Here is a 15,620-nt window from a genome sequence, read left to right as displayed (position 1 = left end):
GCGCCGGTGGCGGCAGGCCCCGTTCGCCCGAAAAAAGGAGATGCCCATGTCCCGCCTCACCCGCCTCGCCGCCGCGCTCGCACTGGCCGGCAGCGCCCTCGCCGTCACCCTGCCCGCCCACGCCCAGGCGAAGGAGCAGTACTTCCCGTTGCAGAGCTATCGCGTCGGCCCGTATGCGGCCGGCGGCAGCGGCTTCTTCGGCGGTTTCATCGACTACCTGCAACTCGTCAACGCGCGCGACGGCGGCGTGAACGGCGTGAAGCTGACCTGGAGCGAGTGCGAGACCGAGTACGTGGTGGAAAAGGGCGTCGAGTGCTACGAGCGCCTGAAGAAGGGCCTGAACGGCGCGCCCGCCGCCGCGACCAATCCGCTGAGCGTGGGCATTGCCTACGCCACGCTCGACCGCTCGACGCGCGACAAGCTGCCGCTCATCACAATCAACCACGGCCGCACCGACTCGACCGACGGCCGCGTCTTTCCCTACGTGTTCCCGCTCCAGCTCAATCCCTACAGCGAGGTGTCGGCGATCGTGAACTACATCGGCCAGCGCGCCGGCGGGCTCGACAAGCTCAAGGGCAGCAAGATCGCCGTGCTCTATCACGGCTCGCCCTACGGCAAGGAAACCATCCCGGTGCTGGAACTGCTGGCGAAGAAGTACGGCTTCGAGCTGACCCAGATCGAGGTGCCGCATCCGGGCAACGAGCAGCAGTCGCAATGGCTGACGCTGCGCCGCGTGAAGCCCGACTGGGTGATCCTGCGCGGCTGGGGCGTGATGAACCCGGTGGCGCTCAAGACGGCCAAGAAGACCGGCTTCCCGGTCGATCACATCATCGGGAACATCTGGAGCAATTCGGAGGACGACGCGGCGCCGGCCGGCGATGCCGCCAAGGGCTTCATCTCGATCACCACGCATCCGTCGGGCAGCAATTTCCCGGTGCTCAAGGACATCGACAAGTTCGTGGTGCAGCCGGGCCACGGCAACCTCGCCGACCCCAAGCGCTTCGGCAACGTCTACTACAACCTCGGCGTGGTGAACGGCATCCTCAATGTCGAGGCGCTGCGCGTGGCGCAGGCGCGCTTCGGCAAGCGGCCCCTCACGGGCGAGGAAGTGCGCTGGGGCTTCGAGAACCTCAATCTCGACGACAAGCGTCTGGCCGAGCTCGGCGCGACCGGCCTGGTGCAGCGGCTCAAGCTCAGCTGCGCCGACCATGAGGGCGGTGGCGCGGTGCGCTTCCAGCAATGGGACGGCAAGCAGTGGAACGTCATCAGCGACTGGGTCCAGGCCGACCGCGCGCTGCTGCGGCCGATCATCGAGCAGTCGGCGCTCAAGTACGCGCAGGAAACCGGCACGCCGGTGCGCGACTGCGCGAAGGAAGCCGCCGGCACGGTAGCGGCGAAGTGATGGGCGCGCCGCTCGCAAGCCCGGACGGCGCCGCGCCGCTGCTGCGGGTGCAGGGGCTGGAGGCGGCCTATGGCGGCGCCATCCTGGCGCTGCGCGGCGTGTCCTTCGACGTGGCGGCCGGCAGCATCGTGGCGCTGCTCGGCGCCAACGGCGCGGGCAAGAGCAGCACGCTCAAGGCGGTGTCGCGGCTGCTCGACGCGAGCCGGGGCGCGGTGACCGGCGGGCGCATCGAGCTGCGCGGCGCCGACATCGCCGGCCTGGCGCCCGATGCGCTGGTGGCGCGCGGCGTGTCGCAGGTGCTGGAGGGCCGGCGCTGCTTCGCCCACCTGAGCGTGGAGGAGAACCTGCTGGTCGGCGGCTTCGTGCGCCATGCCTCGCGCGCCGGCCTGCGCGCGGCGCTCGACCGCGTCTACGAGCTGTTTCCGCGCCTGAAGGAAAGGCGCCGTTCGCTCGCCGGCGTCACCTCGGGCGGCGAGCAGCAGATGGTGGCGATCGGTCGCGCGCTGATGGCCGAACCGTCGCTGGTGCTGCTCGACGAACCGTCGATGGGACTGGCGCCGCTCGTCGTCCACGAGATCTTCGAGGCGGTCGGCCGGCTCAACCGCGAGGCCGGCACGACCTTCGTGCTGGCCGAGCAGAACGCCACCGTCGCGCTGCAATACGCGCATGCCGGCCATGTGCTGGAGACCGGCCGCGTCGTGGCCTCGGGCAGCGCGGCCGAGCTGGCGGCGCGCGACGACGTGCGCGAGTTCTACCTGGGCCGCAGCGGCGCTGCCGCAAGCCTGCTGCCCGAACGCCTGCGCCGCCGGCCGCCCGCGCCCACGGTCGCCGCCAGCCCGGCCCAGTCCTGATCCCGCCGCGCGAGCGGCCTCACCTCAGCGAACCCGCAAACAAGATGCCTCTTCTCCGCTCCCTGCCGGCGCGTCCGCGCGCCCTCGTCGCCGCGCTTGCGCTCGGCCTTGCCACCGCCCTGCCCGCGCATGCGGCCGGCGAACAGTTCGTGCCCATTCCGATCTACCGCGTCGGCCCGTATGCGGCCGGCGGCATCGGCCAGGGCGGCGGGCTGATGGACTATTTCGAGCTCGTCAACCGCCGCGATGGCGGCGTCAACGGCGTCAAGATCACCTTCGAGGAATGCGAGACGCAGTACGAGGTGGAACGCGGCGTCGAGTGCTACGAACGGCTCAAGAACAAGGGCCCGACCGGCGCCACCACCTTCAACCCGTTCAGCGTCGGCATCGCCTACGCGGTGATCGAGCGCGCGACCAAGGACCGGATTCCGGTCATCACGCCCAACCACGGCCGCACCGACTCCACCGACGGCCGCGTCTTCCCCTACGTGTTCCCGGTCATCCTCAATCCGTGGAGCGAGACCTCGGCCATCGTCAACTACCTGGCCGAGCGCTCGGGCGGCGAGGCCGGGCTGAAGGGCCGCAAGCTGGTCGTGCTCTATCACGGCTCGCCCTACGGCAAGGAGACCATCCCGATCTACGAGCTGCTGGCGAAGAAGTACGGCTTCGAGCTGACCCAGATCGAGGTGCCGCATCCGGGCAACGAGCAGCAGTCGCAGTGGTTGCAGATCCGCCGCATCAAGCCCGACTGGGTGGTGCTGCGCGGCTGGGGCGTCATGAACCCGGTGGCGCTCAAGACGGCCAAGAAGACCGGCTTCCCGGCCGACCACATCATCGGCAATGTGTGGAGCAATTCGGAGGACGACGCCCAGCCGGCCGGCGACGCGGCCATCGGCTACATCGCCGCCACCACCCATCCGTCGGGCCAGCAGTTCCCGGTGATCCAGGCCATCCGCAAGACGGTGTACGGCGCCGGCGCCGGTCACATGGACGATCCGGCGCGGGTCGGCAGCACCTACTACAACATGGGTCTGCTCGACGGCATCCTGCATGTCGAGGCGATCCGCGTGGCGCAGGCGCGCTTCGGCAAGCGCCCGCTGACCGGCGAGGAAGTGCGCTGGGGTTTCGAGAACATCAACCTCGACGACAAGCGCCTGGCCGAGCTTGGCGCGACCGGCCTGATGCAGCCGATCAAGCTCAGCTGCGCGGACCACGAGGGCGGCGGCTCGGTCAAGTTCACGCAATGGGACGGCAAGCAGTGGAAGGTGATCAGCGACTGGGTCGCGGCCGACCGCAAGCTGCTGCGCCCGCTGATCGAGGCCTCGTCGACCGAGTACGCGAAGAGCAAGGGCATCGCGATCCGCGATTGCGCGAAGGAGGCGGGAGCGGTGGCGGCGGCGAAGTAGCCAATGCGAGGCGGCGGGCCGATCGTCCGCCACCCCGCCGCCCGCGATCAGGCCAGGCCGAGCACCCGCTCGGCATTGCCATGCAGCACCGCGTCGAGCACCTCGTCGCGCCAGCCCAGCGCGAGGAAGTCGTCCACCGTCTGCTTCATGGCGCGGAACGGGAACGACGTGGCGAACAGGAACTGCTCGCGCAGGAAGCCGTTGGCCGCTTCCACGTAGAGCCCGCTGCCGGGCAGGAACAGGTACATGTCGGGCACGACGTTGACGTTGGCATAGCGGAAGGCGATGCCGACGATCTCGTTGACGTAGGGCCAGCTGCCGTGGCTGACGACCAGTTGCAGGTCGGGATGGCGGCGCGCGACGCGGCCGATCGGCGCCGGATCGTTGAAGCGGAAATCGGGCGTGGTCGGCCCGGTCATCAGGAAGACTGGCAGGCCGAGCCGCGCGCAGGTTTCGTACACCGGCTCCAGCAGCGCGTCGTCGAAGTGCAGCGGCAGCGCGCCGAAGCCCGGTTCGAGGTTGATGCCGCGCAGGCCGAGCGCTGCGGCGCGCTCGATCTCGGCGACCAGCTCGGCCTCGCCGAGCCGCTGCGGATCGACCGAGCCGATGCCGATCAGCTCGGGCTGGCCGGCAATCAGCGCGGCGACGGCGTCGTTGCTGGTGGCCACGGTCGGCGTGTCGCGGCCGATGACGGTGGCCGCCGCGATGCCGGCCGCGCGGATCTCGGCGACAAAGCCGTCGAGCGTCCAGCCGCGCTCGAAATGGCGGTCGTCGTGGCTGCCCACGCGCCGGTTGAGCCAGCGCGCGGTGTCGTAGCCGGCCGTGCCCGGCGTCGAGCCGTAGAACTCGTGCAGGAAGGACGGGCGGCTGCGCAGGTCGATGATCTTGCGGGCGGCGCTCACGGCGTCAGTTCCACGGATGGCGCGGCGGGTTGATGCCGCCGAGCGCGTGGTTGCCGATGTGGAAGTACTTCCAGCGCACCGGGTCGTGCAGCGTGTGGGTGCGCGCATTGCGCCAGTAGCGGTCGAGGTTGTTCGAGATCAGCGTGGCGCGCGTGCCGGCCAGTTCGAACAGCCGGTTGGTGGTCTCGATCGCGGCGTTGGTGGTGAGCACCTTCGACTCGGCCACGCCGATCGTGGCGGCGGCCACGCTGTCCTCGGTGGGCGCGGCGAGCGCCGCGTCGATGAGCCGGCCGCCGCGTTCGAGCAGCGCCTCGGCGGCATGGAGCTGGATCGTCAGCTCGCCGACGATGGCGATGGTGAACGGGTCTTCGCTCGCGCGCTCCTTGCCGCTGTCGATCCACGGCCGGCTCTTGTCGCGCACGAAGGCAATGGTCTCGGCCAGCGCCGCGCGCGCGATGCCGAGGTCGATCGCCGACTGGATGATCTGCGAGATCGGGCCGGCGGCGGTCGGCCGGTCGAAGGCCGCGATCGGCACCACGCGCGCCCGGGGCACGCGCACGTTCACGATCTTGACCGTGCCCGAGGCCGTGGTGCGCTGGCCGAAGCTCGACCAGTCGTTGATGACCGTGAGGCCCGACGCATCGCGCTCGGCGAACACCAGCGCGCCCTGCCCCTCGGCCGTCACCGCGACGATGGGCACGTAGTGCGCGAGCAGCGCGCCCGTGGTGTAGAACTTCTCGCCGTTGACGACCACGTCGTCGCCGTCCTCGACGTACTGCGTCTCGAAGCTGGCGACATTGCGGCTGTGCAGCTCGCTGAAGGCATTGCCGAAGCGGTGGCCGGCCAGCGCCAGGCCGAACAGGTCGCGCTTCTGTTCCTCGGTCGCGTCGAGGTCGATGTGGGCGAGCAGCGTCAGGTGGTTCTGCGTGATCTGCGCAATGCTCGAATCGGCCGCCGCGACGATGGCGATGACCTGCGCCACGGTGGCGTACGAGACGCCGGCGCCGCCGTAGGCCGCGGGCACGTTGATGGCCCACAGGCCGCTCTGCGAATAGCGCTCGATTTCCTCGATCGGCAGAAAGCCCTCGCGGTCGCGCTCGGCGGCGCCGGCGGCGAAGTCGGCGGCCAGCCGCGTCGCCACCTCGATGGCCTCGGCATCGCTGGCGATCACATGGGCCGGCCGGGCCGGACGGGGCAAGGCGGGAAAGGGCGCGCGGGTGTTGACGCGCGGACGGTCGATGGCCTGATCTGGCATGCGGTTCTCCTGGATGCGGGGGGCGGGGCGGCGCGTCAGTTGGCGCCCTTGCCGGCGCCGATCTGCCACACATAGGGCGGCTCGGTGCCGTTGATGGCGTGGTCGCCGACGATGCGGGCCTTGTAGATGAGCGGGTTGTGGCTGGCGACGGTGCGGGCATTGCGCCAGTGACGGTCGAGCGCGCGGGCGCTGCTGGCGCTCGATGCGCCGAGCGCGTTGAACAGTTGCGAGGCGGCACGCAGCACCAGCTCGGCGATCACGATCTGGCCCTTGGCCGATTCGAGTTCGGCGTCGATGTTGGCCTGCTTCTCGGCCGCCGCGTCGCCGCCGAAGCGGGCCTCGTAGGCGCGTTGCGCCGGCTCGGTGGCACGCAGCGCGATCGCCTCGGCCGCATAGGCCGCCGCCGCGATCTCGCCCACCACCTGCTGGATCTGCACGTCCTGCGCCACCGCCCCGGCATTGCCGGTGCTGAACACGCGCTTGCGCTCGCGCACCTCGCGCGCGATGTCGCGCTCGACCGCGCGCGCGATGCCGGCCAGCGTGGCCAGCAGCACCAGCTGATAGAACGCGGTCTGGTACTTGAAGCGCTGGCCGAAGTCGGTGACATGGCCGGGCAGCACCTCGGCGTTGTCGTACACCGTGCTGCCGCTGCCGGTGGTGCGCTGGCCGAAGCCGTCCCAGTCGTCGGATTGCTGCACGCCGGGCTGATGGGTGCTGACGGCGGCGATCACGTCGGCGCCGGTGTCGCTGCGCTGGGCATAGGTGTCGATCCAGTCGGCAAAGATGCTGCCGGTGCTGTAGTACTTGCGCCCGCTCACGACCCAGCCGTCGCCCTTCGGCGTGACCTTGGTGATGACCTCGCCGATCTTGACGGCGCCGACTTCGGTCCAGCCGTTGCCCACCAGCTGGCCGGCCACGAAGCGCCCGAACCACAGCTCGCGGTCGGCCGCGTCATGCGAATTGAGCTTGTCTTCGACAAACGCGAAATGGCCGCGCAGCGCCTGCGGCAGGTTCGAGTCGGCCTCGCCCAGCTCGACCAGCAGCCGGAACAGCTGCGGCAGCGAGGCGCCGTCGCCGCCGTGCTCGCGCGGCACGCGCACCGCGCCGAAGCCCGCCTGCTTGAGCCAGCCGATGGCCTCGTGCGGCAGCGTGCGCGTCTTCTCGCGGTCGAGCGCGCCGTCGGCGATGCGCGCGAAGATCGGCCGGAACCGGGCCGCCAGCGTTTCGTAATCGGTGCCGGTGGAAAGCGGAAGGGACTGGGTCATGGATGCCTGCCAGAGGGATGCGGAAACACCCGTCAGCGGCAGCATTCATGCCACCGGGCGCAGCCCGCATTCATGCCGGAACCGATGCCGTCGGCGGCAAGGCGCTGCTGCCCTGACGCCATCGTGCTGACAGGCTGCTTGGCTGCCAGCAGCGCGCGCCGGCCGGCGCGGCCCGGCGATTGTCGAGGCCCGGGCCTGCCCGCCCGCCGGTCCAGCGGTCTGGATGGTCCGGATCGGCCTGGCCAGCGGGCCGGCCGCCAAAGTGCCCGGCCGGCATGAAGACATCGCCGTGCGAGACAGCGGCATTTCGGCGTCGATGCGCACTGGCACCCAGCCCAGGCCGATCCGCGTTGCAAACCACATCGCGCATATTTGCTTATTCACATCATGCGCTTTATAAATGTTGGCTTCCTCTTTAGGGTGCGGGCTCGGCCGTACTCACAAAGATCAGGAACCCAACAAGATGAAGCCCCAAACGCCCCTCCGGCCCCGCCGTGCCGCGCGCTGGATTCCCGTCGCCGCGCTCGCGCTCACCCCGATGGCGGCCGCGCTGGCACAAGCCACCGGCGGCCAGTCCTACGGCAATGTGCAGGACGTGGTCGTGACCACCGGCGTGCGCGGCGAGCAGCGCACCGTGGCCGACAGCCCGGCGCCCATCGACGTGATCGGCGGCGACCAGCTGGTACGCACCGGCCGCGCCGAGCTGAGCGAAGCCATCTCCAAGCTGCTGCCGTCGGTCAACTTCGGCACCAACCAGGCCGGCGTCAATTCCATCGTGCGGCCGATCAGCAATCGCGGCCTGGGCCCGGCCTACACGCTGGTGCTGGTCAACGGCAAGCGGCGCCACAACAGCTCGCTGCTGACCAACGGCGGCGGCGACACCAGCGGCGTGAATGCGGTCGACCTGGACCAGATTCCGCTCAGCGCGGTCGATCACATCGAGGTGCTCAAGGACAGCGCCGCCGCGCAATACGGCTCGGATGCGGTGGCCGGCGTCATCAACGTGGTGCTCAAGAACGGCGCCGCCGGCGGCCATGTGGCGGCCAGCTACGGCCAGCTCTACGGCGGCAGCGGCGACCTCGACGCGACCCGCGCCGAAGCCGACTACGGCCTCGCGCTCGGCGAGGATGGCGGCTTCCTGCATCTGAGCGCCGATGCGCGCCAGCGCGGCATGGCCTGGTGGAACTTCCCGGCCAGCAACCGCATCGCCTACGCGCCCGCCAGCGATCCGCGCAACGCGGCCTGGAACGGCGACGCCGCCCACAACGGCGATCCCGAGATCCGCGCCGGCAATGTCGCCTTCAATGCCGAGCTGCCGCTCGATGCCACGCTCAAGCTGTATTCGTTCGGCACGCTGGGCAAGCGCTACACCGAGATGGGCAACAACTACCGCCGGCCCAACGGCACGGCCTCGTTCTCGTCGGTGTTTCCCAACGGCTACTTCCCGCTCAACAACTCGGGCGAGACCGACTGGCAGCTGGTGGCCGGCGCCAAGGGTCTGAGCGCCGGCTGGAGCTGGGATGCGAGCACGTCCTACGGCCGCAACCGCGTGCGCCAGTACAGCGACCTCACCATCAACCCGTCGCTCGGGCCCACGTCGCCGACGCGCTTCGGCAATCTGGCCACCTACCAGTTCGACCAGTTCACCAACAACCTCGACTTCACGCGCGCCTTCGATCTGGGCCTGAAAAAGCCGGTGCAGATCTCGGCCGGCGCCGAATTCCGCGTCGACCGTTTCAGCACCTTTGCCGGCGATCCGCTCGGCTCGGTCAACGGCGGCTATGTCATCAAGGCCGGCGACCAGGACGGCAATCCCAATGTCGGCAAGCTGGCCTCGCTCGGCGCCCAGGGCGCGGTGGTGCTCACCGCCGCCGACGAGGCGCGGCTGCGGCGCGGCGTGTTCGCGGCCTATGGCGACGTGGGCTTCAACCCGACCGAGCGCTGGTTCGTCGACGTGGCGGTGCGCGGCGAGCATTACGACGACAGCGCCGGCAACACCATCAGCGGCAAGCTCAATTCGCGCTTTGAACTCACGCCCGAACTGGCGGTGCGCGGCACCGTGGGCACCGGCTTTCGCGCGCCGTCGCTGACGCAGATCGGCTATGCGCAGACCGACAACCGCACCAACATCGATGCCGCCGGCAATGTGGTGCCGAGCCTGTCGAAGGTGCTGCGCAACGACTCGGCCCTGGCCCGTGCGCTCGGCGCGCAGGACCTCAAGCCCGAGAAGTCGCGCAACGCCGGCCTGGGCCTGGCCTGGACGCCGGAGCGCGGCACAAACATCACGCTCGACGGCTATCGCATCGACATCAAGGACCGCATCGTGCGCACCGGCTACCTGTACGGCCCGGCCTTTGCGCCGGTGTTGCAGGCCGCCGGCCTGACCGGTACCGAGTGGGTGCAGTACTTCGCCAACGGCGTCGACACGCGCAGCACCGGCCTCGATCTGGTGGCCGACACCACGCAGGACTACGGCCGCTTCGGCACCGTGCGCTGGAATGTCGGCTTCAACTACAACGAGACCGAGATCACCAAGATCCGCGCCACGCCGTCGCAGATTTCCTCGCTCGGCGCCAATGCCGGCGGCAACAACGTCTGGTACGGCCGCTCGGCCCAGGGCGACCTGACGGTGGCCAATCCGCACAACAAGCTGATCCTCGGCGGGCGCTGGTTCATCGACGCCTTCGACGTGAATCTGCAAGGCACGCGCTACGGCAGCTACACCTGGCAGCGCACCGAGAACAAGGCGCAGGACCTCGACTTCGGCGCGCGCTGGATCACCGATCTGGACATCACCTATGCCTTCCGTGGCGGGGTCAAGGTCAGCGTCGGCGCGACCAATCTGTTCGACGTGCGGCCGACCAAGACCGGCATCCTCGATGCGAACACCGGCGTGGCGGCCTTCCTGTACGGCCCGTCGCCGTTCTCGCCGGCCGGGGGCTTCTGGTACACGAAGCTCGCCTACGACTTCTGAACGACGGCAGCGCGCCGGTCCCCATCTGCTCGCGCATCCCCTGCGCGTGTTTGCCCGCTCCGGACCAGGTCGGCCGGAGCGGGCCTTTTTTCGTTCGAGGCGTCATGCCGCACTACACCGCCGCCCACTGGGGCATTCAGCAAGTCGCCTGCGCACGCGACGGCACGCCGCAGCTGCACGCCTGGCGCGACGATCCCGACCCTTCGCCCATCGGCGCGCATGCGCTGGCCGCCAGCCAGGGGCCGCTGCGCGTCGCGCGGCCGGCGGTGCGGCGCGGCTGGCTGGAGCACGGCCCCGGCCCGGCCCGGGGCGCGCGCGGCCAGGAGCCGTTTGTGGAAGTGGACTGGGATACCGCGCTCGATCTGGTGGCGGCCGAGATCGCGCGGGTGCGGCGCGAGCACGGCAACGAGGCCATCTACGGCGGCAGCTATGGCTGGGCCAGCGCCGGGCGCTTTCATCATGCGCAGAGCCAGCTGCACCGCTTTTTGAACCTGGCCGGCGGCTATGTGCGCAGCACCGACAGCTACAGCCTGGGCGCGGCGCGCGTGCTGATGCCGCACATCCTGGCCGACATGGACACGCTGCAAGCCAACCATGACGACTGGGCCACGCTGGAGGCGCACACCCGGCTGTTCGTCAGCTTTGGCGGCATTCCGGCGCGCAATGCCCAGATCGATCCGGGCGGCGCCGGCCGGCATGAACTGCGCGGCGCGCTCGGCCGCATGGCGGCGCGCGGCTGCCGCTTCATCAACATCAGCCCCACGCGCGACGACTTCGGCGACGGCAGCGTGCAGCCGGCCTTCGCCGAATGGATTGCGCTGCGGCCCAACAGCGACACCGCGCTGATGCTGGCGCTGGCGCATGAACTGATCGTGCAGGGCCGCCACGACCGGGCATTTCTTGCAAGCCATTGCATCGGCTTCGAGCGGTTTGCCGATCATGTGCTCGGCCTCGACGACGGCCAGCCGAAGGATCCGCGCTGGGCCGCCGACATCACTGGCGTGCCGGCCGGGCGCATCGAGCGGCTGGCGCGCGAGATCGGCGCCGAGCGCACGCTCATCAACGTGGCCTGGTCGCTGCAACGCGCCGAGCATGGCGAGCAGCCCTACTGGGCCGCGACAGCGCTGGCGGCGCTGCTGGGCCAGATCGGCCTGCCCGGCGGCGGACTGGCGCTGGCCTATGGCGCGGTCAACGGCATCGGCTATCGCGGGCCCAAGTTTCACGGGCCGACGCTGCTGCAGGGGCGCAATGCGGTCAGCGCCTTCATCCCGGTGGCGCGGCTGGCCGACATGCTGTTCGACCCCGGCGCGCCGTTCGAGTACAACGGCGGCCGCCATCGCTATCCGCACATCCGCTATGTGCACTGGGCCGGCGGCAATCCCTTTCATCATCACCAGGATCTGAACCGGCTGGTGCGCGCCTGGCAGCTGCCCGACAGCATCGTGGCGCATGAGCAGTTCTGGACCCCGGCCGCGCGCCATGCCGACGTGGTGCTGCCGGCCACCACCACGCTGGAGCGCGCCGACATCGGCTTCTCGTCGCGCGAGGGTCACATGGTGGCGATGCGCCCGGTGATCCCGCCCCAGGGCGAGGCGCGCGACGACCACGCCATCCTGGCCGGGCTGGCGCGGCGGCTCGGCTTCGAGGCCGCCTTCACCGAAGGCCGCAGCACCGAAGGCTGGCTGCGCTGGATGTACGAGGAATGCCGCCCGCGCGCCGCCGAAGCCGGCGTACGCCTGCCCGGCTACGACATGTTCGTGGAGCGCGGGCTGATCGACTTTGCCCAGGCCGCGCCACCGCGCGCCACGCTGCTGACGCGCTTTCGCGCCGATCCGTTCAAGCATCCGCTGCCGAGCGACAGCGGGCTGATCGAGCTCTGCTCGCCGACGCTGGCGGCGTTTGCGCACACCGGCTTCGCGCCGCATCCGCGCTGGCGCGCGCCGGGCGAATGGCTGGGCGCGGCGCTGGCCAGGCGCTTTCCGCTGCATCTCATCAGCGACCAGCCGGCCAACAAGCTGCACAGCCAGCTCGACCATTCGGCGCTGAGCCAGGCCGACCGCATCGACGGCCGCGAGCCGATCACGCTGCATCCGGCCGATGCGGCGGCGCGCGGCATTGCCGACGGGCAGCTGGTGCGGGTGTTCAACGACCGTGGTGCCTGCGTGGCGGCGGCGCGGCTGAGCGATGGGGTGATGCGCGGCGTGGCGCGGCTGTCGACCGGGGCGTGGTTCGATCCGGCCGGGGCGGAGTTTGGCGGGGTCGAGGCGCATGGCAACCCCAATGTGCTGACGCAGGACGTGGCGTGCTCGGCGTTCTCGCAGGGGTGTTCGGCGCAGAGCTGTCTGGTGGAGGTGGAGGCTTGGCGCGGGGAGGTGCCGGGGGTGCGGGTGTTTGGGCCGCCGGAGTTGTTAATCGGGCAACTTGCCGGCATTCGTTAATCAGACGCAAGGAATTGACCCTAATTTCGCGATCCCAACGGTCGCCAAGATCGACAAACAGGACTGCTGCGGGCACGCTGTACAACTCAAATTGCAAGGGCTTTGCCAGGAGTCAATCTTGCCCAATACCAACTTCGGTCAATTGATAGTCGCCGCAAGACGCGCAGCCATGTATTTGCTGACTGTTTTGGACTGTGTCGCAGCTTTCTATATTGTCAAATCACTTCGTCAGCCTTCCTCCGAGACGGAAACGATTTGGCTGGTGATTCTCCTGCTTTTTGGCTTCGTCAGCGCGCTGAAGTTGATCGCAAGTCTGGCCGCCTTGGCTTGGCAAGCGCTGTGGCTATTCACGATGCCCCACTCCAGTCGCAAGCGCCAAATTGAATTATTCGGGCCGCAATTTTCACGCTCGGATTTTGGCTTGTGCTTCTTGCTGAGTGCATCAAAGGCCTTTTGACCGGCCGTGTCCTGTGCCCGCTATCCCGGCATATCGGCCATGTTTCGGTCTCCGATGCCAACCATTTATTGGCTAAGCGAGTTCGTTCTTCTTGCCCTCGGTGGGCTAATCGTGGCGATGGTTGCATGGGTCGCTTTCCGGTTGTCACGTGGCTTGTCCCCAAACCCTGCGGTTGAGCGAGCGAAATCTGACAAGGCCTCACAGCATCGCGCACCTTGAACACAGAATTTCTGGCAGGCCTTAAAATTCCCGATCAGGATTTTAATTGACATCTTCAACCGATCAAGGAACGGCATGAAACTCATCACATCCAAAAAGCAAATCGCTGAAAATTTGATCACCTTCAACAGTTATCGAGATAGTCATAATACATACCGTCGTGAGTTTTTCTACGAACGGCTACGTCTTGGAAAAATTTTTGTTTATGGAATCGTAAAAGATAAATTTCTCTTCTCCCCAAGTCGTTTTGCTGACTACATAAATTGCTCAGCAGAGAAGCATGATGCATTCTCAGGAAAAGACGGAAAGCAAACCACCCCAACAATCACAAAGCACCTTGGCAAACCAGCAGACAGCGAAGACGTCGAGAATGCGTACTTGAGTTTATGCGCAGAACTGGAAATTTCACCTTCAAACAAAAGAAGAACGTACTGGTTAATAGAATTGGACTCGATGTCCATTTCCACTAGGGTATTTGGCGGAAACAATGAATACCCAGATGAAGTTGAGAAATATGTTGAGGGAGCTACGAAGCGCGTGATCGTAAATGCATATGAACGAAGTTCCGAAGCTAGAGCGGCATGCTTAAACCACCATGGATACGACTGTGTCGTTTGTGGTTTTAACTTCGAATCAAAATTTGGCGCTAAAATTGGCGCCAAGTTTATTCACGTCCATCATCTAACGCCAATTTCTAGGAACAGCCAGCAGCACAAGATTGATCCGATTAACGAACTCCGACCCGTTTGCCCAAACTGCCATGCGATGTTACACAGGAGCGATCCGCCCTTTTCAATTGAAGAACTAAGAGAAATATTAGATAGTTCAAACACCACCAACAAACCCTGAAACAGCAATCAGACTCAAGTGCATCTACAACCATGCTCGATATACAGCCCTACTTCTCAGTGAAACACGGTAAAGAATTTGCCAAATCCCTCCCGAATCTTCGCAAGGAATTAGGTTGCATTCCGTTTGCAGAACACGATAGCGGCTATGGCGTAGGAGGAGACACGTTTAGAGCACTCAGAAAATTGCAAGTCCCTCCAAGTAAAGTTTATCAAGATTGGGCAGCAATCACCTGTAAGAATATAAACCCGAGACTCCTCAGCAAGAGCCTCGCCACCGGGGGCTTTCAGGATTGGCACACAATGCTAGCCGAATCACTCCAGCAGCGCTGGATCTCAAGGCAAAACGAACCTTTATCTTTTGCACACCAACATAAACTCATTGATCTATTCGTGAAATGGCTCAGCCGCCACGACTTTGAAAACAAAAAACTGACTAAACTTTTAGAACTTCACAGCAATAGTGCGCTCGATAGCAGAGTGCTCTCAAATTTAAATGCATGTCTTTCACATGCCCTCCCATTGACAAAGCCATCAATGGGAGATATTCATTGCAGAGAAACCTATGACTTTTGCCAAAAACTCATTGAGAGTTTTGCAAGTTATTATGGCGGAACCAAATTGCTATTCGACTATTTTTCCTGGAAAAAAATTGGTAATGATTAATCGATTGATAGCAAAAAATTTCCGCCACCTCAATAAAATGACAACACCACAAGGATTCTGTCAATCAACCTATCTCAGCAAATCAACCCCCGGTCAATTACATATACCCATCCGTTTTAACCGCGCTGCCCCCGTGAGGCGGTATCTATCGCCGGCCATCGACCGGCGGCAGCACGCCGCCCGATCGCCCCGGCAATCCCCGCCCATCTCACGGAGCTGACCTCATGGCACTGCGCATCAACGATCTCGTTCCCGACTTCTCGGCAGAAACCGACCAGGGCCCCATCACCTTCCACGACTGGATCGGCTCGGGCTGGGCCATCCTGTTCTCGCATCCCAAGGACTTCACCCCGGTCTGCACGACCGAGTTCGGCGCCGTCGCGCAGCTGGCCGAGGAATGGGCCAAGCGCGGCACCAAGGTCATCGGCGTGTCGGTCGATGGCGTGGAAGCGCACAAGAAGTGGAAGGGCGACATCGAGAGCTTCGCCGGCACGCCGGCCGGCTTCCCGATCATTGCCGACGAGGGTCTGGCGGTGTCCAAGGCCTTCGACATGCTGCCGGCCGAGGCCTATCTGCCCGATGGCCGCACCGCCGCCGATACCGCTACCGTGCGCTCGGTGTTCATCATCGGTCCGGACAAGAAGCTCAAGCTCTCGCTGACCTATCCGATGTCGGTCGGCCGCAATTTCGCCGAGGTGCTGCGTGCGCTCGACGCGCTCCAGCTGACCTACAACGTGCCGCTGGCCACGCCGGCCAACTGGGCCACCGGCCAGGACGTGATCGTGGCGTTGTCGCTCAACGACGATCAGGCGCGCGAGAAGTACGGCAGCCTCGACATCAAGCTGCCCTATCTGCGCACGACCAAGGCGCCGGCGTAAGCACTGCCGGCCCCCGCGCGGCGGCCGCAACGGCTGCCGTGCAACCTCGCGAACGACCC

The 15,620-nt window shown here is 66.3% G+C and carries 12 protein-coding genes; 9 read left to right on the top strand and 3 right to left on the bottom strand.

Annotated elements, in window-relative coordinates; genetic code table 11:
* The first annotated feature begins 46 nt into the window (after window positions 1–46).
* From B9P64_RS09920 to B9P64_RS09910, 3 genes are read left to right on the top strand one after another with little or no spacing between them, the layout of a single operon-like run.
* Window positions 47–1,402, top strand: a complete 1,356-nt coding sequence (locus tag B9P64_RS09920) for an ABC transporter substrate-binding protein (protein WP_085316084.1) — start codon at window positions 47–49, stop codon at window positions 1,400–1,402.
* The gene (locus tag B9P64_RS09915; protein WP_085316083.1) at window positions 1,402–2,253 is read left to right on the top strand and encodes an ABC transporter ATP-binding protein; all 852 of its coding nucleotides are present in this window, start codon (window positions 1,402–1,404) and stop codon (window positions 2,251–2,253) included. The genes B9P64_RS09920 and B9P64_RS09915 overlap by 1 nt, the downstream gene beginning before the upstream one ends.
* 44 nt (window positions 2,254–2,297) lie before the next feature.
* Window positions 2,298–3,659 (top strand): ABC transporter substrate-binding protein, encoded by a 1,362-nt coding sequence (locus B9P64_RS09910; RefSeq protein WP_085316082.1) that lies wholly within the window; start codon window positions 2,298–2,300, stop codon window positions 3,657–3,659.
* Window positions 3,660–3,706: 47 nt separating this feature from the next.
* Here the strand turns inward: B9P64_RS09910 and B9P64_RS09905 are convergent, their stop codons facing one another.
* The 3 genes from B9P64_RS09905 to B9P64_RS09895 are packed head-to-tail and all read right to left on the bottom strand — an operon-like array spanning window position 3,707 to window position 7,081.
* Entirely contained in the window at window positions 3,707–4,561 is an 855-nt protein-coding gene (locus tag B9P64_RS09905; protein WP_235839952.1) for an amidohydrolase family protein, read from the bottom strand.
* Between the two features lie 4 nt (window positions 4,562–4,565).
* A complete protein-coding gene (locus tag B9P64_RS09900) occupies window positions 4,566–5,816 on the bottom strand; it encodes an SfnB family sulfur acquisition oxidoreductase (protein ID WP_085316080.1) in 1,251 nt (416 codons plus the stop codon).
* 35 nt (window positions 5,817–5,851) lie between these two features.
* Complete coding sequence (locus B9P64_RS09895; RefSeq protein ID WP_085316079.1) at window positions 5,852–7,081, bottom strand: acyl-CoA dehydrogenase family protein; 1,230 nt, start codon at window positions 7,079–7,081, stop codon at window positions 5,852–5,854.
* A gap of 463 nt (window positions 7,082–7,544) precedes the next feature.
* Between B9P64_RS09895 and B9P64_RS09890 the strand changes: the two genes are divergently transcribed.
* The 6 genes from B9P64_RS09890 (at window position 7,545) to B9P64_RS09870 (ending at window position 15,561) form a co-directional block, all read left to right on the top strand.
* Window positions 7,545–10,055, top strand: a complete 2,511-nt coding sequence (locus B9P64_RS09890; protein ID WP_085316078.1) for a TonB-dependent receptor plug domain-containing protein — start codon at window positions 7,545–7,547, stop codon at window positions 10,053–10,055.
* Between the two features lie 104 nt (window positions 10,056–10,159).
* The gene (locus B9P64_RS09885) at window positions 10,160–12,493 is read left to right on the top strand and encodes a molybdopterin-dependent oxidoreductase (protein WP_085316077.1); all 2,334 of its coding nucleotides are present in this window, start codon (window positions 10,160–10,162) and stop codon (window positions 12,491–12,493) included.
* 118 nt (window positions 12,494–12,611) lie between these two features.
* A complete protein-coding gene (locus B9P64_RS09880; RefSeq protein ID WP_139826248.1) occupies window positions 12,612–12,950 on the top strand; it encodes a hypothetical protein in 339 nt (112 codons plus the stop codon).
* 294 nt (window positions 12,951–13,244) lie between these two features.
* Window positions 13,245–14,018 (top strand): HNH endonuclease, encoded by a 774-nt coding sequence (locus tag B9P64_RS26845; protein ID WP_217808676.1) that lies wholly within the window; start codon window positions 13,245–13,247, stop codon window positions 14,016–14,018.
* A 32-nt stretch (window positions 14,019–14,050) separates the two neighbouring features.
* A complete protein-coding gene (locus B9P64_RS24335) occupies window positions 14,051–14,683 on the top strand; it encodes a hypothetical protein (RefSeq protein ID WP_139826247.1) in 633 nt (210 codons plus the stop codon).
* 224 nt (window positions 14,684–14,907) lie between these two features.
* Window positions 14,908–15,561 (top strand): peroxiredoxin, encoded by a 654-nt coding sequence (locus B9P64_RS09870; protein ID WP_085316075.1) that lies wholly within the window; start codon window positions 14,908–14,910, stop codon window positions 15,559–15,561.
* The last annotated feature ends 59 nt before the right edge of the window (window positions 15,562–15,620 follow it).

It is taken from the genome of Derxia lacustris (assembly GCF_002105195.1).
GTDB lineage: Bacteria > Pseudomonadota > Gammaproteobacteria > Burkholderiales > Burkholderiaceae_E > Derxia > Derxia lacustris.
Note: the sequence above shows the minus strand (reverse complement) of the source record. Positions and strands in the feature narration are given on the sequence as shown.

Coding starts and splice junctions, on each gene's coding strand:
- B9P64_RS09870 (WP_085316075.1), top strand. CDS start 14,908: ATGGCACTGCGCATCAACGATCTCGTTCCCGACTTCTCGGCAGAAACC.
- B9P64_RS09895 (WP_085316079.1), bottom strand. CDS start 7,081: ATGACCCAGTCCCTTCCGCTTTCCACCGGCACCGATTACGAAACGCTG.
- B9P64_RS09885 (WP_085316077.1), top strand. CDS start 10,160: ATGCCGCACTACACCGCCGCCCACTGGGGCATTCAGCAAGTCGCCTGC.
- B9P64_RS09915 (WP_085316083.1), top strand. CDS start 1,402: ATGGGCGCGCCGCTCGCAAGCCCGGACGGCGCCGCGCCGCTGCTGCGG.
- B9P64_RS09910 (WP_085316082.1), top strand. CDS start 2,298: ATGCCTCTTCTCCGCTCCCTGCCGGCGCGTCCGCGCGCCCTCGTCGCC.
- B9P64_RS09890 (WP_085316078.1), top strand. CDS start 7,545: ATGAAGCCCCAAACGCCCCTCCGGCCCCGCCGTGCCGCGCGCTGGATT.
- B9P64_RS09920 (WP_085316084.1), top strand. CDS start 47: ATGTCCCGCCTCACCCGCCTCGCCGCCGCGCTCGCACTGGCCGGCAGC.
- B9P64_RS09900 (WP_085316080.1), bottom strand. CDS start 5,816: ATGCCAGATCAGGCCATCGACCGTCCGCGCGTCAACACCCGCGCGCCC.
- B9P64_RS24335 (WP_139826247.1), top strand. CDS start 14,051: ATGCTCGATATACAGCCCTACTTCTCAGTGAAACACGGTAAAGAATTT.
- B9P64_RS26845 (WP_217808676.1), top strand. CDS start 13,245: ATGAAACTCATCACATCCAAAAAGCAAATCGCTGAAAATTTGATCACC.